This is a genomic window from Salicola sp. Rm-C-2C1-2 (genome assembly GCF_040196175.1).
Classification (GTDB): Bacteria; Pseudomonadota; Gammaproteobacteria; order Pseudomonadales; family Oleiphilaceae; genus Halospina.
The window spans coordinates 252,404-274,475 of record NZ_JBEFNF010000003.1; the positions used below are offsets into that span (position 1 = coordinate 252,404).

Annotated in this window: 20 protein-coding genes; 10 read left to right on the forward strand and 10 right to left on the reverse strand. The window is 60.7% G+C overall.

Annotated elements, in window-relative coordinates:
- Positions 1-143 precede the first annotated feature (143 nt).
- Genes mqo through AAF659_RS08400 form a run of 4 tightly spaced genes read left to right on the forward strand, consistent with a single transcriptional unit; the run spans position 144 to position 2,887 of the window.
- Complete coding sequence (mqo, locus tag AAF659_RS08385) at positions 144-1,661, forward strand: malate dehydrogenase (quinone) (protein ID WP_349751310.1); 1,518 nt, start codon at positions 144-146, stop codon at positions 1,659-1,661.
- Positions 1,662-1,688: 27 nt separating this feature from the next.
- Positions 1,689-1,832, forward strand: a complete 144-nt coding sequence (locus AAF659_RS08390) for a hypothetical protein (RefSeq protein ID WP_349751281.1) — start codon at positions 1,689-1,691, stop codon at positions 1,830-1,832.
- A 45-nt stretch (positions 1,833-1,877) separates the two neighbouring features.
- Positions 1,878-2,609, forward strand: a complete 732-nt coding sequence (locus AAF659_RS08395; RefSeq protein WP_349751282.1) for an esterase/lipase family protein — start codon at positions 1,878-1,880, stop codon at positions 2,607-2,609.
- Complete coding sequence (locus tag AAF659_RS08400) at positions 2,606-2,887, forward strand: hypothetical protein (protein WP_349751283.1); 282 nt, start codon at positions 2,606-2,608, stop codon at positions 2,885-2,887. Before AAF659_RS08395 ends, AAF659_RS08400 begins: the two co-directional genes overlap by 4 nt.
- Here AAF659_RS08400 and AAF659_RS08405 read toward each other — a convergent pair.
- Positions 2,872-3,471, reverse strand: a complete 600-nt coding sequence (locus tag AAF659_RS08405) for an SCO family protein (protein WP_349751284.1) — start codon at positions 3,469-3,471, stop codon at positions 2,872-2,874. The genes AAF659_RS08400 and AAF659_RS08405 overlap by 16 nt on opposite strands.
- Positions 3,468-4,385: a cytochrome c oxidase assembly protein gene (locus tag AAF659_RS08410; protein ID WP_349751285.1), complete on the reverse strand. Its 918-nt coding sequence runs from the start codon at positions 4,383-4,385 to the stop codon at positions 3,468-3,470. Before AAF659_RS08410 ends, AAF659_RS08405 begins: the two co-directional genes overlap by 4 nt.
- A gap of 63 nt (positions 4,386-4,448) precedes the next feature.
- On the opposite strand from AAF659_RS08410, the gene AAF659_RS08415 reads away from it, so the two are divergent.
- Positions 4,449-4,796 carry a DUF4870 family protein gene (locus AAF659_RS08415; RefSeq protein WP_349751286.1) on the forward strand — a complete coding sequence of 116 codons (348 nt, stop codon included), beginning with the start codon at positions 4,449-4,451 and terminating at the stop codon, positions 4,794-4,796.
- Between the two features lie 5 nt (positions 4,797-4,801).
- On the opposite strand, the gene AAF659_RS08420 is transcribed toward AAF659_RS08415, so the two are convergent.
- On the reverse strand, positions 4,802-7,045 hold the full coding sequence (locus AAF659_RS08420) for an ATP-dependent helicase (RefSeq protein ID WP_349751287.1): 2,244 nt from the start codon (positions 7,043-7,045) through the stop codon (positions 4,802-4,804).
- A 62-nt stretch (positions 7,046-7,107) separates the two neighbouring features.
- Between AAF659_RS08420 and AAF659_RS08425 the strand changes: the two genes are divergently transcribed.
- The 3 genes from AAF659_RS08425 to AAF659_RS08435 all read left to right on the forward strand — a co-directional run bounded on the left by AAF659_RS08425 (position 7,108) and on the right by AAF659_RS08435 (position 10,343).
- On the forward strand, positions 7,108-7,491 hold the full coding sequence (locus AAF659_RS08425) for a DUF2237 family protein (RefSeq protein WP_349751288.1): 384 nt from the start codon (positions 7,108-7,110) through the stop codon (positions 7,489-7,491).
- Positions 7,492-7,493: 2 nt separating this feature from the next.
- Complete coding sequence (locus tag AAF659_RS08430; RefSeq protein WP_349751289.1) at positions 7,494-9,593, forward strand: tRNA(Met) cytidine acetyltransferase TmcA; 2,100 nt, start codon at positions 7,494-7,496, stop codon at positions 9,591-9,593.
- A 66-nt stretch (positions 9,594-9,659) separates the two neighbouring features.
- A complete protein-coding gene (locus tag AAF659_RS08435; RefSeq protein WP_349751290.1) occupies positions 9,660-10,343 on the forward strand; it encodes an ankyrin repeat domain-containing protein in 684 nt (227 codons plus the stop codon).
- Between the two features lie 8 nt (positions 10,344-10,351).
- Here the strand turns inward: AAF659_RS08435 and AAF659_RS08440 are convergent, their stop codons facing one another.
- Positions 10,352-11,494, reverse strand: a complete 1,143-nt coding sequence (locus tag AAF659_RS08440) for an enoyl-CoA hydratase/isomerase family protein (RefSeq protein ID WP_349751291.1) — start codon at positions 11,492-11,494, stop codon at positions 10,352-10,354.
- 140 nt (positions 11,495-11,634) lie between these two features.
- Between AAF659_RS08440 and AAF659_RS08445 the strand changes: the two genes are divergently transcribed.
- Entirely contained in the window at positions 11,635-11,973 is a 339-nt protein-coding gene (locus AAF659_RS08445) for a c-type cytochrome (protein ID WP_349751292.1), read from the forward strand.
- Between the two features lie 19 nt (positions 11,974-11,992).
- Here the strand turns inward: AAF659_RS08445 and AAF659_RS08450 are convergent, their stop codons facing one another.
- Together AAF659_RS08450 and ppnN are read right to left on the reverse strand one after the other, a co-directional pair.
- Positions 11,993-13,204, reverse strand: coding sequence for an HD-GYP domain-containing protein (locus AAF659_RS08450; protein ID WP_349751293.1), 1,212 nt, complete (start codon positions 13,202-13,204; stop codon positions 11,993-11,995).
- A gap of 102 nt (positions 13,205-13,306) precedes the next feature.
- On the reverse strand, positions 13,307-14,686 hold the full coding sequence (gene ppnN, locus AAF659_RS08455; RefSeq protein ID WP_349751294.1) for a nucleotide 5'-monophosphate nucleosidase PpnN: 1,380 nt from the start codon (positions 14,684-14,686) through the stop codon (positions 13,307-13,309).
- Between the two features lie 76 nt (positions 14,687-14,762).
- Between ppnN and thiI the strand changes: the two genes are divergently transcribed.
- Entirely contained in the window at positions 14,763-16,265 is a 1,503-nt protein-coding gene (gene thiI, locus AAF659_RS08460) for a tRNA uracil 4-sulfurtransferase ThiI (RefSeq protein WP_349751295.1), read from the forward strand.
- Positions 16,266-16,282: 17 nt separating this feature from the next.
- Here thiI and AAF659_RS08465 read toward each other — a convergent pair whose 3' ends face one another.
- The 4 genes from AAF659_RS08465 to AAF659_RS08480 form a co-directional block, all read right to left on the reverse strand.
- A complete protein-coding gene (locus AAF659_RS08465) occupies positions 16,283-18,244 on the reverse strand; it encodes a methyl-accepting chemotaxis protein (RefSeq protein WP_349751296.1) in 1,962 nt (653 codons plus the stop codon).
- 306 nt (positions 18,245-18,550) lie between these two features.
- Positions 18,551-18,946, reverse strand: coding sequence for a hypothetical protein (locus tag AAF659_RS08470; protein ID WP_349751297.1), 396 nt, complete (start codon positions 18,944-18,946; stop codon positions 18,551-18,553).
- Positions 18,947-18,957: 11 nt separating this feature from the next.
- A complete protein-coding gene (locus AAF659_RS08475; RefSeq protein WP_349751298.1) occupies positions 18,958-20,154 on the reverse strand; it encodes a porin family protein in 1,197 nt (398 codons plus the stop codon).
- A gap of 38 nt (positions 20,155-20,192) precedes the next feature.
- Positions 20,193-21,806: a methyl-accepting chemotaxis protein gene (locus AAF659_RS08480; protein ID WP_349751299.1), complete on the reverse strand. Its 1,614-nt coding sequence runs from the start codon at positions 21,804-21,806 to the stop codon at positions 20,193-20,195.
- Positions 21,807-22,072: the final 266 nt, after the last annotated feature.

The following is a 22,072-nucleotide window of genomic DNA, read 5'->3' on the forward strand; positions in this document are numbered from 1 at the left end:
TCGTCTTTGAGACCATTCTGGCGCCCGCCCCTTCTCGGTCATACGGTAACTTCGTTACCAGAATGTGTCCGTGTGTCACCAGCGCTCTACCACTAAGGTCGAATGAGATGACGGCGTTTTCGGAGTAAACATCTGTTATTATCATATGCCGTGTCGCCCAAAAGGCTGAGGTAGTGTGCATGACGACCACCACGGATGTTGTCCTCGTAGGCGGGGGCGTAATGAGTGCCACTCTCGGAGTGATCCTCCGGGAGCTTGATCCCACCCTCAATATCACCCTGGTCGAGCGTCTCGACCATGTTGCCCATGAAAGTACTGATGGCTGGAACAACGCGGGAACCGGGCATGCCGGCTACTGCGAACTGAACTACACGCCCGAGGATGAGCAGGGCAACATCAGTATTGATCGCGCGCTGGATATCAATTCGGCCTTCGAAGTCTCGCTCCAGCTTTGGTCCTATCTGGTCAGCAAGGGCGAGCTCGACCCCCAGGAGTTCATCCACTCCACGCCCCACTGCAGTTTTGTGTGGGGTGATGAGCACGTGAACTTCCTGCGTAAGCGTCATGAGCTGATGAGCGCTCACCACCTTTTCCAGGAGATGGAGTTCTCGCAGGATCCACGCGTGGTTGAGAAATGGATGCCGTTGATCACCGATGGCCGTGATCCCATGGAGCCGGTTGCAGCAACCCGGGTTGGCCATGGCGCGGATGTGGACTTCGGTTCGTTGACGCGCGGGCTGGTGCGCTATCTGCAGAGCAAGCCCAATTTTGAGCTGCTTCTGAACAACCCGGTTACCGCCATGCATCAGGAGGACGACGGCAGCTGGCGGGTAGCCTGCCGGGATCGCCATACCGGTGTGAGCCGGCGCCTGGAAGCGGATTTCGTGTTCATCGGCGCCGGGGGCGGTGCCCTGCCGCTGCTGCAGAAGTCCGGTATTGAGGAAAGCAAAGGCTACGGTGGTTTTCCCGTGAGTGGCCAGTGGCTGGTGTGCCGTAAACCGGATGTGGTGCACCGCCATGATGCCAAGGTTTACGGCAAAGCGCCCGTGGGTGCACCGCCCATGTCCGTGCCGCATCTGGACACCCGCATCATTAACGGTGAGCCCGCGCTGCTGTTCGGGCCCTTCGCCGGCTTCACCACCAAGTTCCAGAAAGAAGGGTCTTTCTTTGACCTGTTCTCGTCGCTGCGTGGCAGTAACTTCTCCTCAATGATGGGCGCGGGCATGAGCAACATGGATCTGACCCGCTACCTGATTGGCGAGGTCTTCCAGTCCGCGGAGGAACGGATCGAGGCGCTGCGTAACTTCTACCCGCGCGCCAAGTTCAATGACTGGACTCTGCAGGATGCCGGTAAGCGCGTCCAGGTCATCAAGAAGGATGCCAGCGGGCGTGGGGTGCTGCAGTTCGGCACCGAGGTGGTGGCGGCCAGTGACGGCAGTCTGGCGGCACTGTTGGGGGCTTCTCCGGGAGCGTCCACGTCTGTGAAGGCGATGATTGACGTACTGGAGCGCTGTTTCCCCGGCAAGATGGCTGAGGATGGAGAGTGGACACGGCGTTTGCAGGAAATGATTCCCTCCCATGGCCGGTCGCTCAAGGATGAGGCGGGGCTGCTCAACGAGATCCGCCCCTATACCCTCAGTACCCTCAAGCTGAACGAGTAGGCGCTGTTTGCTGGAGACTGGGTGACCATGATGACGCAACCGCCTGTTAAGGCATCCATACCGCGCTGGCAGGCGCACGTCTCCGCCATAACCAACGGTTTGCTCGGGGATTGGCTTGAAGCCCGGGACAATCCCCTGGCGCTGCCTATGGAAATGCGGCTGGGTGAGTGAGTACTCGATACCAGCGCACCTGATGTCCCCGGCGCTTCCGGCACCGTGGTGTTGCTGATTCACGGTCTGACGGAACTGGAATCCGTCTGGAGCTACCGCGATGATCCCAACAGCACCTACGCAACCGAACTCGCCGCTGAGCTGGATGCCACCCCTGTGATGCTGCGTTACAACAGCGGTCTGCCCATCCATCGTAATGGCGGTCTTCTGGCACAGGAACTGGAAACCCTGCTGGCCCACTGGCCGGTGCCGGTGGAGAACCTGATCCTGATTGGCCACAGCATGGGGGGGCTGATGATCCGATCGGCCTGCCATATCGGGCGCCAGATGGGGCATCAGTGGTGTCGGTGTGTGGGCAGCTGTGTCTACATCGGGTCACCCCATGACGGCTCCTGGCTCGCTCGGGGTGCCCACTGGGCCGCTGCGAATCTGGCGCTCATGCCCAGGGATTACCTGCGGGTAGCCGGTGAATTCATCGATCTGCGCAGTGATGGCATCCGCAACCTATCCTGTGGCGAGGTGACGCCGCCGGATTTTGAGGAGCCACCGTTACTGCCTGGTGTGGATCATTACGTTGTTTCAGGGCTTCTTGGGCGCAGCCGGAGGCATCCGGTGAACACCCTCTTCGGTGATGCGCTGGTCCAAGAACCCAGTGCCCGGGGTGACGAACGCTCTGGCTGGGTGTTGGCGGCTATCGCGAATTTCCCCGGGATCCACCACGTTCGGCTCGCCCATGATCCAAAGGTGGCCCACCAACTGAAGGAGTGGCTGACATGACAACGCAAGCCAATGGCAGTAGCACGCGCTGGTGGTTTGGCATGGCCGATCTGGCGGGCGTGAGCCTGGAAGAGGCGGCGCTGGGTCTGGAACGCGTGCATCTGTCGATCGCGGACGAAACCTTCAATGTGCTGCGCGCCGTTCCGGTTACCCGCCCTGTGAGCGAGCCGGTGCGACTGATGCATCACGGGATCAGCCGGCTGTCCTACCGCAGCGTGGCACTGCTGGGGCGTGGTGTGAACGCGGCCGCCGCAATAGGGCTTCAGCCGCGCTGCTGACGGACCAGTGTTTCAAGATCCTCACTGATCGCCGGCACGGACTGATCCGAGCGGATCAGTAGCCGGGCCCGGCCCTGGCCGTCAAAAACGTAGACGGCGCTGCTGTGTGAGACGGCGTAGTTGCCGTCGTCATCCGGTTTGCCGTAACCGAAAGTGGTGCGGTAGCGCTTGGCCAGGGTGCGCAGGGTCTGTTCGTCCGAGGTCAGGCCCACGATGTTGTCGCCGAAGAAGTCCACGAACTGGCCGATGCGCTCCGGGGTATCGCGCTTCGGGTCCACGCTTACGAACAGCAGCGTGACCTCGTCCTGCATGCCTTCTGGCATCTGGTCCACTGCTTTCTGCAGCCGCGCCATGGTCGCCGGGCAGATGTCCGGGCAGTTGGTGAAGCCGAAGAACAGAAGCCGAACCTGCCCGGTCTTATCTTCCGGTGTAAAAGGTTCACCATCGGTAGCGGTGAGACTGAACGCAAGGTCCGGCATCAAGCCCTTGATGCTCTTGGCGTTCCAGTCCGTATCACCGTTGCTGCAGCCAGCTAGCGCCAGCAACAGAACCAGAGCGCCCAGAACGCGGATGGCGCCAGTCATGCCGCTACCTCCTCGGCTTCGTTAGCCGCTTGTTGGTTTCTGCTGTTACCGTCGTCGCGCATCATCCGGCCGATCACAATCAGGATGGCGACGCCGCTCATCATGGCCGGGGGAATCCAGGTGAGAACCCCCCCGAGCATCTGGTCGGTTGCCGGGGCCATGGGCCAGGCCCGCCCGCAGACTTCATAGACGTCATAGACCATTTCCCGCGAGAATAGGATCCAGGCCCCGAGCGCGCTCTGCGGTGGAATGATCACAACCAGCAGGATGATGCGCTTGCCGTAACCCAGGACTCGCTGGGTATGCGGCGAACGCGGGTCCAGGATCAGCCACCAGAACAGCAGCCCGTCCAGCAGCATGGACCAGTTCATGAGCCAGTAAAGCGGGCGGCTGAGCATGGCGTCGAAGTGCAGCTCCGGCGTCAGCCAGAGGTAGATCAGCCCCACGAACAGGGTGGTGGCGATCACGGGCTGCTGCAGCACCCGGTAGGCCATTTTGATGGGCCACAGTATGGCATCCAGCCACCCCGGAACCTGGCGCGCCCAGAAGCGCATTAACGCCAGTGGGTTGGAAAGCACCATCAGCAGCGGCCCCAGGTGATGGAGCACCAGGTGCTGGCCGCGATGGATGAAGAACATGTACTGGGCGTAGTAATCGAAGCGAGTGTGCATGACGACATAGCACAGCAGCAGTCCCAATAGGAACGTCATGAGCCGCAGTGCGCCGGGGCGTTCGTTCGAAGGGAGCCAGACCAGGCCCTGAAGGTACATGGTCAGAACCACCACGAACACGATCAGCGTCAGCGGCGAGAAGTCGTAGGGTAGGAGGTAGTGGTACCAGCTCATGGGCAACCGGGCCATAGTGTGTTGCGGCCTGCAATAATACCGGAAGGTGAGCGGGTTTTCATCGCCCATGGCGGCCATGCCCTACGCACGACTACACTGGGTTTTGTTTTTACCAACTCAGGATGCCTGTTCATGACCGAGACTGATACACCATTCGACAAGACCTGGCCCATGATCGTCTATGCGCTCTACCTGGCCAGCCTTATTGCGGGTGTCACGGCGCTGATCGGTGTGGTCATCGCCTATGTGAACGCCAGCGCTGATGACGAACGCCTGAGAACCCATTACCGGTTCCAGATACGCACCTTCTGGATTGGCCTGCTGTACACCGTGCTGGGAACGCTTACCATGGCCGTCGGGATAGGTTGGATGATCCTGATCTGGGCGGTGGTCTGGTTCCTGATCCGCTGTGTGAAAGGTATGGTGGCCCTGAACGAAGGGCGGGCCCACCCGGATCCGACCAGCTGGCTTTTTGGCTGATCCACTCAGTGGGACAGGGCGCGGAAGTACAGGTGCGCGCTCTGTTTGCTGAACTGGAGGGTGCGGCCCGAGAGGAAGCGCACCTCGAAGGCGGTGTCGGTTTCGCGTACCACACCGCCGGTGCCGTAAAGCACATGCTCCACTTCCCGGGCCTCCCAGATGGGCCGGGCCTGCGCCTCGCCCTCTTGCGGCGCGGTTTCTGGTAAAGGCGACTCCAGTGCCACGCTGTGTAATCGGGCATAGCGCTGGGCGATCCGGGTAGCGGGTTTGCTGAGTGTTATTGACGCCTGCTCTCCTTGCGTCAGGGCTTCGCCCAGCTCCCGGCTCAGGCTGAATGCGCATTCCGCCACAAAGCGGCTGGGCAGGCGTTCCGGGTCTGAGCCGTCCGTTGTCAGAAGGTGCAGGTGCTCTTGCGTGCGCGTAATGCCGACATAGAGCAGGCGCCGCTCGCTCTCCAGCAGTGCATCCAGATCCGCACTGCCGCGCGCCGTATAGGGGAATGTCTTCTCCTGCAGGCCGGGGATCACCACGGTTGGCCATTCCAGGCCTTTCGTGCGGTGAATTGTGGCCAGATGGACGCCTGCCTGCTGGTTGGAGCCAGCACGCGCTTTCAGGTCCCTGAGATGACGCAGCGCTGTGGGGGCGTCCAGGTTCAGGCTCGCCAGATAGCGCTGGAAGCCGGTAACGGTACCGATGCGCTCATCCGCCTGCTCATGGGTGAGCGCCAGACTGCGGATGCCTTCGAACAGTTCGGTGGCGGTGGCGTAGTCCTCAAGGAGTCGGTGGGCTGGTCTGCGGCTGCCCTCCAGTGCTGCCAGAGCCTCTCCCAGTTTTCGGACCTTGCGTGCCGGAAGCGGCTTCCAATCGCTGGTGTCCAGCTGCTGCAGTACCTGCCCCCAGTCCCGTGTGAAGGCGGCGAGCTGGTCGGCAATGGCGTTGAGCTCCTGCTCCTTCAGGCCACAGTGCGGGAAGCGCAGTACCTGCTGGAAGCACTGGCGGCGCTCAGCCCGGGCTGCGTCACCGGGGTCGCGGTGTTCGCTGGCGGCCAGTGCCAGCAGTTCCATCAGCCCCGCCACTTCGCGGGTGAAGAGCGCGCCCTTGTGGGCATCAATGCGGTAAGGCACACCCCGGGCCAGCAGCCGTAGCTCGATCGGCACGCTCTGGCTCCAGACACGGACCAGCACCGCCATGCCCTCCAGCGCCTGCCCTGCCCTCTGGCGTTGTTCAGCCAGCCGCACCACGGCATCCGCGTCCTCGCGTACTGATTCCAGCTCAACAGTGGTCTTGGGGGTTCCCGGGTGTGAATGGCAGAGCACTTCCTTGCGATCATGGTTGTGGGCGATCAGATGGTTCGCGAGCAGCGCCACCCGGTGGCCGTAGCGGAAACTGTAGGACAGACTCAGTTCGACCGGTTCCGGGAATTCCTCCCGGAACCGTGAGAGGATGAATTCCGGCCGCGCGCCGCGGAACTCATAGATGGTCTGATCCGGGTCGCCCACAACGGTAACGCGCGCGCGATCCCCGGCCACCACCTTCAGCAGCAGGTGCTGGATCTCATTGGTGTCCTGGTATTCGTCCACCAGCACCATGTCCATCTTGTTGGCGACCAGTTCCCGCAATTGCGGATGCTGGTGCATCGCCACCACCGGCTCGTAGAGCATGTCCGCGAAGGTGATGCGCCGGTGGTCTTTCCGCCACTGCTCAAAGCTGTGGTAGAGATCCAGCAGGTAACGGTGCTTTGGCTCAAACCCGAGGGCCTCGAACACCGTTTCGGCGCTGTCGAGAGTGGTTTTGACGCGGTCGATAAAGGCCGTGGCTGTTTCCACGAACTCTTTCTTGCTGCGCCTGATTTCGTCCTGCAGGTCTTCCGGGGCGAGGCGCAGCGTCAGTTGCCAGGCCTGGAAATTCACCTCCTGCTCGCTCAGCACGTCGCCCTGCCAGGCGGGCAGGTAACCCTCGCGCACAAAACGGCGGTACAGGCGCAGGCCCATGGCATGATAGGTTCGGATCTCGGGAAGCTGTAGCCGGGTTTCAGCGGTGATGGTCTGCAGTTTGGCCTGGAAATCCGCCCGGGCGCTGCGGTTGAACATCAGGATCAGAATACGCGCCGGGTCATGGCCCTGCTCCAGCAGGTAACGGATGCGCCAGGCGAGCGTGGTGGTCTTACCGCTGCCGGCTACAGCAGTGATCACGCAGTGCTGGTTATCGAGGGTGACGACCCTGTTCTGTTCGTCCGTCAGTGACATCATCTGGGGGACCTTCCGGCGGCGGCATCCATTGTAACGCCAGCAGAGGCAATGAGGGTAATGATATGAGTGAACCGGAAAGCATTCAGCGCAACGTGCTGGGCGAGCCCCTGAAGGCGTGCGGCTATGATCCCATGACCGGGTTCTACCGGGATGGCTGCTGTCATGTGGGGCCGGAAGATAGGGGCGTGCATGCGGTCTGCAGTGAGGTGACCGAGGCGTTCCTGGAATTCTCCAGCGCTCGGGGCAATGACCTGGCCACGCCCAATCCCGCCTTTGGCTTCCAGGGGCTGACCCCCGGGGACCGCTGGTGCCTGTGCGCGGCGCGCTGGAAGGAGGCCTATGAGGCTGGCTGTGCGCCTAAGCTGGTACTTCAGGCCACGCATGAAGCCATGCTTGAGTATGTGGACTTCGCGGCCCTCAAAGCCTATGCCGTGGATCTCAACTGAGCATGGAGCCTGAACTCAGCCGCTGGCTGGCCGACGCGGTTCCTGCTCTCAGGGCACTGCGCCACCGTGCCGTGCTGGTGCTGGCCGGCCCCGCCGAGTGGGGCCGAACCCTGGCGACCGAGGTGGCGCAGTGCCTGCCAGGCGATGGCCTCTGGGTGAGTGATACGGACCCCCCTCGGGGCATGGCACAGTGTACCGGCGCCCAGGCCCGTCAGTGGCTGGGGCGGGATCTGTCGCAGATTGTGTGGGACAGCCATTCGGGCACACACCCGGCCGGGCTGGGTGCGGTCAGCGGAGCCCTGGTCGGCGGTGGGCTGCTGGTCTGGCTGGTGCCGCCGCTGGCGGCATGGGCGCAAGGGCCGGACCCGGACTACGACCGCCTGCGCCACCATGCGCCGCCTTACCGGTTCCTGGCCCGCCTGTCACGGCTGCTTGGGGCGGCGGCAGAGCAGCCACCCAATGCCCTGGTTACCCCGCACGCGGCTTTCGTTGGGGCGCCGACGAAGCCAGCAGAGGCGCGACAGCCCCCGCAGGGGCCTACCGGCGATCAGAGGCGGGCTGTAGAGGCGATTATGACAATGCGCCAGGAAGTCAGGCCCGCGCCCGTGGTCCTGCGCGCTGACCGGGGGCGGGGTAAGTCTGCCGCACTGGGCATGGCTGCGACACAGTTGGTTTGTGAGTGGGGTAGCCAGATCTGTGTGACCGCTGCCCGACCCGCCGCTCTGGCGAGCTTCTGGGCTTTTGTGACGCCGGACTGCCAGGACGCTGTTGTGTTCCGTGCCCCGGATGAACTGCTGCGTCAGCCGCCGGTGGCTGACGTACTGATGGTGGATGAGGCCGCGACGTTGCCGGTCTCCATGCTGACGGCCATGACAGCGCGCTGGCCAGCGTCGGTGCTGGCGACCACGGTCCATGGTTATGAAGGGACCGGCAGGGGCTTTGATCTGCGCTTTCGGGGTGTTCTGGATGCCCGTTCTCCGGGCTGGCGGCGGGTAACGCTGGATGAGCCCATACGCTGGGCCGCAGACGATCCACTGGAAGCGCTGATGAATCAGTTGTTGTGCCTGGATGCGGATCCCCCCGCGCCTGGTGCTACCGGTGAACCCATCGACTACCGGATGATTGCGCAGGACGCGCTTTTGCAGGATGAACGGCTTCTCAAAGCGGTGATGGGTCTGCTGGTCAGTGCCCATTACCAGACGTCGCCGGACGATCTGCGCCAGCTTCTGGACGATCCGGAAACAGTCATTGTCGCGGCGTTTCAGGGCGCCGACCTGGTGGGCGTGATCTGGGCGCTGCACGAGGGTGGGCTTGATGCGGAACTGGCGCGAGCGGTCTGGCGGGGCGACCGCCGGCCCCGTGGTCATCTTGCGGCGCAGTCGCTGGCCTTTCAGGGGGGTGACCCGGAGGCCGCCCGGAGGCGATACCTGCGCGTGACCCGCATTGCCGTGCATCCGGACTGCCGCCGCCAGGGTGTCGGGTTGCAGTTGCTGGAATCGTTGCAAGCGTTGGCGCGGAGCGCCGCTGTGGATGCAATCGCCGTCAGCTTTGGGGCGACACCAGAGCTGCTGGTGTTCTGGCGGCAGGCTGGCTTGCGGCTTCTTCGCCTTGGGATCCGGCGTGATGCGGCCAGCGGTACCCATACTGCGCTACTGGCTAAGCCGCTCACCCGCGAGGGAGAGGCCCTCTGCCAGTCCCAGGCGGAACGGTTTGCGGCGCATTGGCCCTGGCTGTTGCCGGCACTTGAGGGAGTTGAGCCCGAGGTGCAGGCGCAAGTGGAGAGGATGATGCCCGAGCCCTATGGGCCGACCGCCGACGCTCTGGGTGAGGCCGACAGGCGTGAGATCGAGGCTTTTGTTGAGGGGGCACGGGAACTGGCGGTTTCCCGGCTGCCATTGGCTCGTCTTGCCGGGCAGGTTCCGTCTGTGGTCGAGAGCTGGACCCGCACGGAACGCCAGCTCTGGCAGAGAGCGGTCCACCAGGGCGCGGACTGGGCCACATTACGCCAGGAAGGGCTGGTGGCAGGGCGTCGACCCGGCCTGAAACAGCTCCGGGTCCTGGCAGGATTGCTTGTTGAGCAATGGTCGCGGAGCGGAGTGTGACCGCTTCGGTTTCATCCGCCGGGTCATCTGCGAACAATGGGCAAAAACCCGTTCCCGGAGTAACCGATGAGCCCACGCACCCTGAATCCACTGTTTGCCCTGCTCTTTCTGGGCTCTCTGGTGCTTGCCGGCTGCGGCAGTTCGCCCGGACCTGACCGCACTGAAACGCAAACGGATGCCAGTACGACCCTGATGCAGGCCGCCGCCGAGGGCGAGCAAGGCCGCGTGGCATCGCTGGTGGCCGAGGGCGGCCAGGTCAATGCCATGGGCCCGAAAGGCACACCGCTTTATCAGGCTGTTGATTCAGGCCATGAAGAGACAGTCTGGTTTCTGCTGCGCGAGGGAGCGGACCCTGATCGTGGCCTGGAGGGCGGCATCACGCCGCTGATGGCGGCCGCCGCAGCAGGTCATGGCCGCATCATGGAGATGCTCATCCGTGCCGGCGCTGATGTGAACGCACGCAGCGATGCGGGGGAGACGGCGTTGACCTACGCGGTGCTGAACAGCCAGCTCGTGGCTACAAACCAGCTGCTGCGCGCCGGCGCGGAGGTGGATACGGTCAACGAAAAAGGCGAGTCCCTTTTAATGCGCGCGGTCGCCCGCAATGACCTTCTGCTCACCGGTGTGGTACTCGATGCCGGGGCGGATGTGGATTACGAGGCGCCGGATGGCCGCACCGCAATGGATGTGGCGCGCGCCAATGGCAACCCTGACCTGGTGATGCTGCTCAGCAACGCCGGTGGCGACTGAGTCCGGCGCTACAGGTCCCGCAACGGATGCTCGTCTTCCGGCCAGGGCGGTGTGAAGTGGGAGCGGATCCAGCCTGCTGGCACACTGGCAACATCTTTGTGGGTCCAGCGCGGGGCGTGGTCTTTATCGATCAGCCTGGCACGAACACCCTCCAGAAAATCGCGATGGCGGGTACAGTGCACCGCCACGGTCAACTCCATCACGAAGATATCGCGCAGGCTCTGCTGCAGGCCGCGGTGAAGCTGTTCAAACACAAGGTGTGCGGATACCGGGCAGCCAGTACGCAGGTTGTCCTGGGCTGCCTGGAACCAATCGGACTCGGTTGAGGTGTTGAGAATGGCATTGACCACGGCAACCACATCCCGCCCCCGGCAGATCCGGCTGATGAACTGTTCGTGTTGCGCCAGATTGGATTCCGAGAGGTCCAGTTGGTACTCAGCCGCAAAGCTCTGCAGGGTTTCCAGCAGGTGGCGGTCATTGGTTTCCGGGGAGTGGCTCCAGGCCTGCTCGCGCAGATGGCCCATCAGTTCTTCAAAGCCGCTGTTGGGCACAGCGTAGTCGGCAAAACCCACGCGCAGCGCATCCGCCACGTTCAGTGTGGCGCCGGTCAGGCCCATGAACATGCCGATGCTGCCAGGCAGGCGATTAAGGAAGCGGCTGGCCCCCACATCCGGGAAGAAACCAATACTGATCTCGGGCATGCCCATTTTCAGGTCCGGCGTGACCATGCGGTAACGCGAGGCGTTCATCATGCCCAGACCACCACCCATCACGACACCCTGACCCCAGCAGACCACGGGTTTGGGATGAGTGGCGATGGTGTAGTCCATGCGGTATTCCGCGGCGAAGAAGCGCTCGCCGTCATTGCCCGGGCGACCCTTGGCATTCTGGATTGCCTCGTGCACCGAGCGCACGTCGCCGCCGGCGCAGAAGGCTTTTTCGCCGTTGCCGCAAAGCACGATGACGCGCACGTCGTCATCCTCGGCCCAGGCATCAAGCTGCGCCTGGATGGCCTCGATCATTGTTAGCGTCAGGGCGTTGAATTTGCGGGCATTGTTGAGGGTGATGAGCCCGAGCGCGCCTTCCTGGCAGGGCTGCTTCTCAAAGAGGACAGAATCCTCGGCCTGGTTCTGCGCTTTGTCGGCGCCCATGGGCGTGCCTCCTGTCTACTGCATTCGCCGTTGGGTACGAGCTCTCATCCTACCGCAATTGTTCCGGGGCACCAATCGGGCGGGGGTGCGTGGGCGTGATCAGCCGTTATAATACGGGCTTCGGGAGTGGGGAGGTATGCATGCGGAGTATCCTGGCTGTTGTGGCTGCGGTGGCGTTGACGCTGGTTTTCTTTTTTGTGGGCCAGACACCGGCTGGTGATCCGGAGGCGGGCGAGGCGCTGGCGAGTGGTTGCGCGTCGTGCCATGGCAGTGACGGGATCGCGTCGGTGGATCGGTATCCCTCGCTCGCGGGGCAGAATGAAGGCTATCTGCTCAAAGCGCTTCAGGCTTACCAGAACGGCAACCGACGTGGCGGGCAGGCGACCGTGATGCATGGGCAGGTTTCCGGTCTTTCCAAGAAGCAGTTGCGGGATCTGGCGGCTTACTATGCTGCGATGCCCCGAACCGGGGCCAAGTAACTCAGAGGCGATAGCCACCTCATAATGACATGACCCGCCGTACGTCCAGATTATGATCCCGAGGGTCGATTGCTTTGACGATCTGATCCTGTGTGCCGGGCGCGGCGAGATCCAGTCTCTCTATGGGGATCAGCTGCCGAAATTGGGTGTTGTAGAATACCCGCAGCACGGGAAGCCGCTGATCCTCAGGGTTGGTTTCCATAACAACGCCCAGCTTGGCGCTTTCAAGCAGGACGACGGTGCCGACGGGGTAGATCCCGATACAGCGTATGAATTCCCGCACCAGGCTGGGGTCGAGGTGGTCACCGCTCCACTCCAAAAGCCGTTTCAGGCCCTGTGTGGGCGTAATGCCTTTGTGGTAAACGCGATCGGCAGTGATGGCATCGTAGACATCGGCGATTGCCGCCATGCGCCCGTACCGCGAGATTTCTTCACCCGTGAGACCGGCCGGATAGCCTGTGCCATCCAGGCGTTCGTGGTGCTCAGCGGCGGTCAGAAGCGTTAATTCACCCACACCCTCACTGTTCATCAGGATGTCACGTGAGTGCGCCACATGCTCCTTCATCACCTGGAATTCGCGTTCTGACAGTTTGCCGGGTTTGTGCAGGATTTCGTCGGGCGTGAGGATCTTGCCGATATCATGCAGCAGCGCTCCCACGATGATCTGTTCCATAATCTCATGGCTCAGCCCCAGCCCTTTGCCGAAGACCGACATTAAAACGCTCAGGTTGACTGAGTGTTCCAGCAGATAGTTGTCTTTTTCGCGAATCCGGCCTAGAGCGCTCAACGCGTTGGGATTACTGAATACTGATTCTTTCAGGTCGTGGGCGAGGTCGTGGATGGGCGCTACGTCGACGGCTTTCCCCAGCTTGACGTCCTGCATGAGGTTATCGACCATTGACTGGGCCTGATTGTGGACCTCACGGGCCCGGCCCATTTCTTCGTCCAGCGCACGGGACTTTATGTCTGAGGGAGCGGATTCGGCAGCGGTCTGCAGTGCCGCTTCGTTCTTGCGATCCACTTCAAAAGCGGGCTCAGCATCATTGCTGTCCAGCCCTTTGGCGGTATCGATATAGACGTACTGGGCACCCAGTTTCTGGATGCCCGCAATCGTCTCGTCGCGCCGGATGAAGCCCCGGCGCTTTTCCTGATTATGGGGGATCCAGTCGTTGTTGAGGTCTGTGATGAACATTCCGAGCCGCAAAGAGCCAACGGGCAGTCGCTTGATCATATCGGCTTTGTTGTCTTTAGGGATTCTGCCTGTAGACTAGTCGAATCCTCTTTAAAAAAACAGCGTGCCTCCGTTACGGGCAGTAAGCCGGTCCGTGCTGCTCTAACCCGCGTTGTCGATGATCCGGTAGCAGGGCTTGTATTCCTGGCCGGGGAGTTTCATGCGGTTCTGGGCCACGAAGGCGTCGAGCATGGTCTCTAGGGGCTTGAGAAAATCAGGGTCGCCTTCGATCTCGAACGGGCCATATTCTTCAACCTGTTTGATGCCATCGGCTTTAACGTTGCCGGCGACGATGCCGCTGAAGGCGCAGCGCAGGTTGGCGGCAAGGCGGTGGGGCGCCTGGTCTCGGCTGAGATTGAGCGCGCGCATGCTGTTGTGGCTGGGCTCAAACGGGGTCTGGAAGATGGGGTCGACCGTGAGCATCCAGTTGAAGTAGTAGGCATCGCGGCTATTGCGGCGGTAGTCGCGCACGGTCTGCATGCCTTCGTTCATGGCCCTCGCCACTTCCTCCGGGTCGTCGATGATGATGCGGTAGCGGCTAGCGGCCTGGTCGCCAAGGGTGTTGCGGATGAACTGGTCGATCATCTCGAAGTAATCGGCGTTTTCCTTTGAGCCGCTGAGAATCAGCGGGAACGGGAGATCCACGTTCTCGGGGTCCAGCAGAACCCCGAGGAGATACAGGATTTCCTCGGCGGTGCCTGCGCCGCCCGGGAATACGACAATGCCGTGGCCGGCGCGGAGGAAAGCCTCCAGGCGCTTCTCGATGTCCGGCATGATCACGAGTTCGTTCACAATCGGGTTCGGCGCCTCGGCGGCGATGATGCCGGGCTCTGTGATGCCCAGGTAGCGGCCACTGTCGATGCGCTGTTTGGCGTGGGCGATGGTGGCCCCTTTCATCGGGCCCTTCATGGCGCCAGGGCCGCAACCGGTGCAGATGTTAAGACCGCGCAGCCCGAGTTCGTGGCCGCAATCCTTGGTGTAGTCGTACTCGTCCCGGCTGATCGAATGGCCGCCCCAGCACACAACAATACTGGGCTCGTGTTCCGCGCGCAGGATCTCGGCGTTGCGCAGGACCTGGAAGATGAGGTTGGTGATGTCTTCTGATTGTTGCGGGTTGTACCAGCCGGCGGTGGCGAGTATCGAGTTAGCGTAGACAATGTCGCGCAGCACGGAAAACAGGTGCTCGCGGATGCCCCGGATCATGTCGCCGTCGACAAAAGCACTGGGCGGGGCATTATGGAGTTCAATCTTGATACCGCGCGGCTGCTGCAGCAGAGCCACCTCGAAGTCATGGTAGGTTTCCATGATGGCTTTGCTGTCGTCACTGACGGTGCCGCTGTTGAGCACGGCCAGGGCGCACTGGCGGAACAGGTGGTAGAGGCCGCCCTCGCCGTCGTCCTTGAGCTGGTTCACCTCCTTGCTGGAGAGGATCTCCAGGCTGCCTTCGGGGGAGACGCGCGCGTGTACGCCTTGTGGGGACATAGTATTAGCCCTTCGGTGTCGGTTAAAATCCCGCCTCTGCCGAACAGGGCGCGATCCAAGCCAACTAGTGTTACCCATGGTCCATTACCTCATCAAGATTTCGCCGGAAATGGCGGTTAAATCCAATCCCGTTCGGCGTAAGCAGTTGCGCCAGATGCGGCGCAATGTACGCCGGATGATGCGCCAGGTTGATGAACGCATTGAGGTGCGTCCGGGCTGGGATCGGATCGACGTGTATGTGCCTGGCGAGGATCCGGACGCCGAGCAGCGGCGTACGGAGGAGCATCATGAGGACGCCGGTCCGGGTGAGCGGGTTGTGCATTACCTGCAGCGCATGCCCGGCGCCCAGTTCATCCTGCTGGTGGACGATCTGCCCTGGCAGAGCTTTGAGGATGCGGCCGAGAAGGTCACCGACGTTTACCGGGAAAGGCTGGAGGGAAAAACCTTCGCCGTGCGCGTGAAGCGCCGGGGGGCGCACAGCTTCAGCTCACAGCAGCTGGAGCAGCACCTGGGCGGGCACCTGCTTAAGCATACGGGCGCTTGCGGGGTGAACCTCAAGAATCCAGAGATCGCTGTGACGCTGGAGGTCAAGCGTGAAAGCCTGGTAGTGGTGCGGCGGCGCTACGCAGGCCAGGGTGGGTTTCCAGTCGGGACCCAGGAGCCGGTGCTAACGCTGATATCGGGTGGTTTCGACTCCGTCGTGTCCTCCTACATGGCAATCCGGCGGGGGCTGCAGACCCATTTTCTATTCTTCAATCTGGGCGGCACGGCTCATGAGGCGGGCGTCCGTCAAATGGTACGCCATCTCTGGTCAGACTACGAGTCCTCCCATCGGGTCTATATGATCTCGGTGCCCTTTGAAGGCGTGCTTGGGGAACTGATGACCTGCATCAACACGTCATACCGGGGCGTGGTGCTCAAGCGGCTGATGCTGCGGGCGGCCGAACGCATTGCCAATGAAATGCATATCTCCGGCCTGGTAACCGGCGAGAGCATTTCGCAGGTTTCCAGCCAGACCCCCCTCAATCTGGGACTGATCGACCAGAGTACGGATATGCTGGTTATGCGGCCCCTGGTATTCATGAATAAGGACGAGATCATCGATACTGCGGACCGGATCGGTGCTTATTGGATGGCGGCGAACATGCCGGAGTATTGTGGTGTGATTTCGGAGCGGCCGACAACCAAGGCCAGAAGGGGCCGTACTGAGCGCGATGAGGCCTTTTTTGACGACGCGGTACTGGATGCTGCCGTGGCCAATCGCACTATGGTACCAGTGGACCAGATTCTGGAAAGTGAGGTAGGCGTTGATGACGTGCCACGGGTGAACACGCCCTCACAGGGCGATGTGATTATCGATATCCGCCATCCCGGTGAAGCGGCGGACGCACCGCTGACGCTCACCAACAATGAGATCCACGCCATCCCTTTCTATGAGCTGAATCAGCGCTTTACGGAGCTGGATAGCAGCAACCGCTACCTTCTCTATTGCGATGAGGGCAGTATGAGTACCTTGCACGTGGGTCACCTCATGGCGGAGGGCTACCACAACGTCGTGGTTTACGAGCCGCAGGACTGATCCCTGTCCTGCAGGTTTCAGATCCTGAACTGGCCAACCACCTCTCTGAGACGCTCCGCCATTGAGGCAACCTCATCACTGGCGCGGTTGGTCTGTTCGGTACCGGAACTGCTTTCCTGAGCGGCCTCCACAATCCGGGTCACGTTCTGGTTGATCTCCTCCGCAGCCTGGCTCTGTTCTTCGGCTGCAGTGGCAATCTGGGTGACCTGGTCACTAATGGTTGACACCGACTCCTCAATAGAAGTCAGCGAGTCTTTGGCGCTTGAAGCCCGCTGCTGATTGTCGTTCGAGCGCTCTTTCGCCTGCTTCATGGTTGCCACCGCCTTATTGGTCTCCGAGATCAGGCCATCAATGATGCCCTGGATCTCCTCGGCGGATTTATTGCTGCGCTGGGCGAGAGCGCGGACCTCATCCGCAACGACGGCGAAGCCGCGCCCCTGTTCGCCCGCCCGTGCTGCTTCAATGGCGGCGTTCAGAGCGAGCAGGTTGGTCTGCTCGGTGACCGAATGAATGACGTCGAGGACGGTCTTGATCTCCTGGCTGCGCTCGGAGAGCTGGCCCACGACCGCCGTCATGTCATCCAGCTCGGTGCCCAGCGTCTCCATGGCCGCGGCGTTTTCGGCAACCACTGTGCCGCCCTCCCGGGCTTTGGCATCCGCATCCGAGGCGGCATCAGCAACCTCGTTACCATTACGCGATACCTCCTGCACTGTGGCCGTCATCTCATTGATGGCGGTGGCGATCTGGTCGGTGTCGTTGCTCTGGCGCTCAACCGTCTGACGGGTTTGGGTGGCGATGTTGTTCAACTGTTCCGCGGCGGAGGCGAGACTTTGAGTGGTACCATCCACATCCTGAATGGTCTCTTGCATTCTCTGGACGAACGCGTTGAATTGCCGGGAGAGCTGGCCGATCTCATCGTTTGTTTCCTCGGGTAATCGCTGCGTCAGGTCGCCTTCGCCGGCGGCGATGTCGTACATCCGATTGGTGACTTTGCGAATGGGGCTGGTCAGATAGCGCGCCAATGCCACCGCGATGCCGGCGGAAACCAGGATCGCCAGAAGCCCCATAATCGCGATTTGCCACGCCATTGTGTTGGCGCCGGCCATCATTTGTTCTCTTGGAATGAGTCCCATGAACCGCCAGCCCAGTTCCGGTGAGGTGAAGACGGTGGCCTGATAGGCAGTGCCATTCAAGGTTACGGTGCGGCTGTCTTCATCCATGCTGGCGAGTTTCGATAGGGTGCTGTCTTCGAGTTCGTCCACGTTATTGAAGTTGGTGTCCGGAGCCAGGGGGTTGGCGAGGATGGTTCCGTCTTCTTCCACAAGCACAAGGCGGCCGCCTTTGCCGAGCTCGATGTCATTGACCATTCCCATGAGGCCTTTCAGTGACACATCAATGCCGATGGCACCAACGAACTCACCCGCTTCGTCGCGCACTTCGCTGGCGACACTGACCAGGCTGGTATCATCCGCCTCAAAGTAATAGGCGTCGGTCATGATGGTGGCGCTTGAGGCATTCTTGACTTTTTTGTACCAGGGCCGTTCACGGGGGTCATAGGGCGCGCCGCTGGCGCCGATGGGCCATTGCACAAACTCACCGTTGCGGCTGCCGAAGTAAACATAGGCGAGACCGCCCTTGGTCTCGGCGTAGCGCTTGAACAGCCGATACATCATGGCTTCTTCAAAGCTGTTTTTCTGCGGCGTCATCTCGCCCGAGCTGCTCGCATCCAGATAACGGGAAAGGTTGCCAACAGACTGCGCAATGCGGGTATCCGAAGCAAGGAATCGGGCTTCTTTGCGCATGGTTTGGAAGAACTGGGTGATGGAGTAGTCAACCTGCCGGATCTGCTGCAGGCTGGCTCTGACGGCGTCCTGTTCAGCGGTCTGGCGGGCCTGGTAGATGGCAAGCGCCGAAACGCTTGCGATCACTGTGATCAGTACGAGGATGAAAGTCAGAACCAGTTTCTTCGTGATGGACATGGCCGGTCCCCCCCCCAGCTGTATGCATAAGCTATTTATTGGAGCATAGCAGTATTCGCCTATCGTGCTGGGTTGTAGCGGTGCAATATGCGGTCGTAGTGAAGATGGCGCCTACGCCAATGTGCGCCATCGCGCTGAATGGGTGCCAGAAACAGGTATAAAGATCTCTATCGGACTGCTCCTGAGAGCCTGCTTGTCACTACAAAATAATTGAGAAGGGTTTTGGACAATGAGGGATGTTGAGGTGTGTTGGCTATTAAGAAACCACCACGCCTTTACACGGCATGGTGGCTTTTTCGCAAGTACTTAGTTGCTCAGGATGACATCGACGGAGTCATCCACGTCCGCAGGGTCGGCGTAGCCGATGCTGTTGGGCGTGGCGGCCACTTCATCAACCATCCGGGCGGAATCACCGACTTCGGTCGGCGGTTCGCCCTCGCCGGTGAAGGTCTGCTCGGCCCAGAACGACTTGAGCTGGGAATTGCTGCGGCCGGTAATCCAATCATGGAATTCGCGACGGATCGTGCTGCCTTCAGCAATCTCAAAGGGGGTCGCTGCATCGCTGCGGTTAAGATAAAGCGCGCGCACGTCGCTCTCGGATAGATTATCCGGACCGTCCGGATGCGCGATCACCACGACCTCCGCCATGCTCAAGGGTGCGGCGAAGAGGCCGGCAAGCGCCATCATGCGTAGTGTTTTCATGTCGGGGCTCCTTAAAATGCCGCGTCGAGCTTGAGGGTGTAAACGTTGGTGTGGTCGAAGCGGTTGCCTTGGCCAGTCGCAAAACTTGTTGCGTTACCACTCAAGCCGCCGGAGGTGTCGCCAAAGGCCCTTGAATGGGTCCAGTCCGCCTTGAGGGCGATACCGGGCATGGCATCCCAGCGTACGCCGAGGCTGTAATCCTCACGCTTTTCGTTGAACGCTGCCAGCGCGGCTGCGGGACTCGTTGGAGCGACAGGACGCTTGTCGTCATCCTGGGTTTCCACCCACGCGTAGGTGACGTAGGGCATGACGTCGTCGAACCGGTAGCCGAGAGTGGCATAGGCGCCGTCGCGTTCCGGGAACACCCCATCCGTATCGCGCCGGGTGATCTCCGAAACCGCCAGGATGTTGCCTTGCTCATACTCAATACCCAGTCCGTAGAACTTGCCGTCCTCGTCTTCAGTCGGAAGGTTGCCAATCGAGGTATCGGCGCGCGCGGCGACGCCTCGTACTGTCCAGGTGTAATCCGTCCAGGACACTACGGCGCCGGCTGTGTTGCGCAGCTCCGTTCCCCCGACCAAGTCCTCATTTTCGCTGTGCCCCGCAAAAACCTGAGTGCGGATCGGCTGGCCGAGAATGTCAAAGTTGTAAGTCACATCTGCCCCGGTAAAAGAGCTCAGTGACACCTGGTCATAGACGGCATCAGGGGCTTTGGCGAAGGGTTGCGCGTAGCCCAGATCCAGCGAGTCGGAGTACATAAACAGCGGAGTGCGCATTTTACCGGCGCGCAGGCGCAGCCCATTGTCCATCTTGTGACTTATATAGCCCCATTCCAGCTGGGTTTCCCATCGATCGCCCCCTGCCGCTTTCGGCTCCCCCCGGGACAGCAGCTGGAATGTGGCCTTGGTCTGCTCACTCAGGTCAAACGTACCCTGAACCGCGAACAGCGTTTGCGACCGGACCTCAGAATCCTCGGTTATTCCGGCGTATCCGGCATCATTGCTGGCGCGGGCATAGCCGGTGCTCATGAAACCGTTAATGCGGAAGTCACGGTCACGGGAATCGCGCATGTCCTGCTGGAGTCGCTCAAGTTCGCTTTCAAGGCGGTCCAGTCGCTCTTCCTGATCCTGGGCATGAGCGCCGGTAACGCCGGCGCTGACCAGCAGGCAAAGGGCCAGGCGGGACTTTGCTGTTTTCAATTGCTTCATGGTGGTGCTCCGTTTTGTGTTGTTGGGAGTTGCCGGGGTTACACACGGAACTGAGAGGCAATCTGGTGCAGGCGCTGGGTGATTTCCCGGCTGTCCTGGCTGGCCTTGTCCAGTTCCTGAGTTGTCTCAATGACCTGCTCGGCATTGCTGTGGATGTCCGAGATATTCGTTACAACGTCATTGAATGTAGCGGTCTGCTCGTGAGTGGCAGCCGCAATCTGCTCGTTGATACTGCTGATGCTTTCGACGTTCTCAAGGATGCTCTGGAGCACCTCCCCGGATTCACGCGTGGCATCGACCCCGGTCCGGGCTTTTTCGACGCTGCTCTGCATGGCCTTGACCGAGGATTCCGCAAGGTTTGAAAGCTCGGAAATCACTGTCTCGATCTCCTGAGCTGACTGCTGGGTGCGAACCGCCAGGTTTCTGACTTCGTCCGCCACGACCGCGAACCCGCGCCCGTGATCACCGGCCCGTGCGGCTTCAATGGCCGCATTCAACGCCAGCAGGTTGGTCTGTTCGGTCACGGTCTTAATGGTGTCAAGCAGCCCCGCAACTTTGTTGGAGTGGCTTTCAAACTGGTTAACGAGCTCGGCGCACTGATCAATTTCCTGCGCCAGATCCTGAATGGTCTGGACGTTGCCGGACACATGGTCCTTGCCGCGGTTCGCGTACTCCGCTGCGCCCTGTGTCTGCTCCGAGGCGTTGGTCGCAAAGTTGGCCACTTCTTCCACGCTCTTGACCAGTTCATCAACTGAATTACGCGCCGAGGCGATAGCTGAGGATTGCTCGTTGATGCGCTTCAGGTTTGTGCTGCTGGTCGCTGACAGCTTCTGCGAGACCTCTTCCAGACCCGCCACATCAGTGCTGATCGTGCTGAATGCTGTGTGGAGCTTTTCGATAAAAGCGTTGAAATGGGTAACCAGCTCTTTGAGTTCATCGCCACCGTCGTAGTCAATACGTGAGGTCAGATCGCCCTCCCCGGAGGCCATATCCCGCAGAGGCTGAATAACACGATTGAGGCTGTTCGTGATGGAGCGGGCAATGAGCAGGCTCAGAACCACAAGTGCGACGATGGCAATGGTTGCTATGGTCAGCCCCAGCGTGGTGCTTTGTTCCGTGGTTGTAACCGTGTCATCAATGGCTGTGTTGAAGTCGGACCGGGCCTGGTCGCGCAGTTCTTTCATATCCGCCTTAAGCTGCTTGAGACGATCTGAGTTGGCGGAGGCATCCTGGCTCAATGCGCTCATGTCCGCGTCGCCCTCAATGAACGCCGAGGCGATCCTCGTGGCTTCGCTGTAGTAGCGTTCAAGCTCTTGCGAAAGCCGGTTGAAGCGGTCCCGCATTTCAGGCGCGGTTGTTTTCAATTCACTCAGGTTATCCTGAATGGTCTTGTGGTAGGTCTCTGTCTCAGCCAGCTTATCTTCATTGCCTGTGGTCACGGCTGAGTTGATCTGAGCTTCCATTAACTCAAGTTGCCCGAGATTAACGGTTGCCAGCTCCATGGTGGGATAGAGCTCTTCGTCTACAAGGTTCAGGCGATCAGCGTTCTGGCTCTGGGTGTACAGGTTGAACCCCTGGGTCACGATCAGGGCTATAACGGTAATACCCACCAGAAGGGCAAGTTTCAGGGCAATTGAGAGTCTTTGAAGCATCGTCGTGTTCAACCTTTTTATTAGAGGCGAATTATATATTAACCGCCCGCTGAGCGTGGCCTTGGCATGTTGTCCTATTGTAAATCAGTCATCCTATTATTGTGGATCGGCTGAAGGTGTCTGCTCTTGAGTAAGGAGTTGCCGAAATCCTGCAGCCCTACGCGTGCTTGGCTCCATGGTTTACTTAAGGAATAGCAGTTCAGGTGCAGACTGCAATATTTGAGCTTAAGCGTACTGGATACCTGAACAGGGTTGGCTGTTATACT

Excerpts from the sequence above, each read along its gene's own strand:
- AAF659_RS08445 (WP_349751292.1), top strand. The coding sequence starts at position 11,635 with ATGCGGAGTATCCTGGCTGTTGTGGCTGCGGTGGCGTTGACGCTGGTT.
- AAF659_RS08400 (WP_349751283.1), top strand. The coding sequence starts at position 2,606 with ATGACAACGCAAGCCAATGGCAGTAGCACGCGCTGGTGGTTTGGCATG.
- AAF659_RS08425 (WP_349751288.1), top strand. The coding sequence starts at position 7,108 with ATGAGTGAACCGGAAAGCATTCAGCGCAACGTGCTGGGCGAGCCCCTG.
- AAF659_RS08390 (WP_349751281.1), top strand. The coding sequence starts at position 1,689 with ATGATGACGCAACCGCCTGTTAAGGCATCCATACCGCGCTGGCAGGCG.
- thiI (WP_349751295.1), top strand. The coding sequence starts at position 14,763 with ATGGTCCATTACCTCATCAAGATTTCGCCGGAAATGGCGGTTAAATCC.
- AAF659_RS08475 (WP_349751298.1), bottom strand. The coding sequence starts at position 20,154 with ATGAAGCAATTGAAAACAGCAAAGTCCCGCCTGGCCCTTTGCCTGCTG.
- AAF659_RS08480 (WP_349751299.1), bottom strand. The coding sequence starts at position 21,806 with ATGCTTCAAAGACTCTCAATTGCCCTGAAACTTGCCCTTCTGGTGGGT.
- AAF659_RS08450 (WP_349751293.1), bottom strand. The coding sequence starts at position 13,204 with ATGATCAAGCGACTGCCCGTTGGCTCTTTGCGGCTCGGAATGTTCATC.
- AAF659_RS08420 (WP_349751287.1), bottom strand. The coding sequence starts at position 7,045 with ATGATGTCACTGACGGACGAACAGAACAGGGTCGTCACCCTCGATAAC.
- AAF659_RS08405 (WP_349751284.1), bottom strand. The coding sequence starts at position 3,471 with ATGACTGGCGCCATCCGCGTTCTGGGCGCTCTGGTTCTGTTGCTGGCG.
- AAF659_RS08470 (WP_349751297.1), bottom strand. The coding sequence starts at position 18,946 with ATGAAAACACTACGCATGATGGCGCTTGCCGGCCTCTTCGCCGCACCC.
- AAF659_RS08435 (WP_349751290.1), top strand. The coding sequence starts at position 9,660 with ATGAGCCCACGCACCCTGAATCCACTGTTTGCCCTGCTCTTTCTGGGC.
- AAF659_RS08415 (WP_349751286.1), top strand. The coding sequence starts at position 4,449 with ATGACCGAGACTGATACACCATTCGACAAGACCTGGCCCATGATCGTC.
- ppnN (WP_349751294.1), bottom strand. The coding sequence starts at position 14,686 with ATGTCCCCACAAGGCGTACACGCGCGCGTCTCCCCCGAAGGCAGCCTG.
- AAF659_RS08465 (WP_349751296.1), bottom strand. The coding sequence starts at position 18,244 with ATGTCCATCACGAAGAAACTGGTTCTGACTTTCATCCTCGTACTGATC.
- AAF659_RS08440 (WP_349751291.1), bottom strand. The coding sequence starts at position 11,494 with ATGGGCGCCGACAAAGCGCAGAACCAGGCCGAGGATTCTGTCCTCTTT.
- AAF659_RS08410 (WP_349751285.1), bottom strand. The coding sequence starts at position 4,385 with ATGGGCGATGAAAACCCGCTCACCTTCCGGTATTATTGCAGGCCGCAA.
- AAF659_RS08430 (WP_349751289.1), top strand. The coding sequence starts at position 7,494 with ATGGAGCCTGAACTCAGCCGCTGGCTGGCCGACGCGGTTCCTGCTCTC.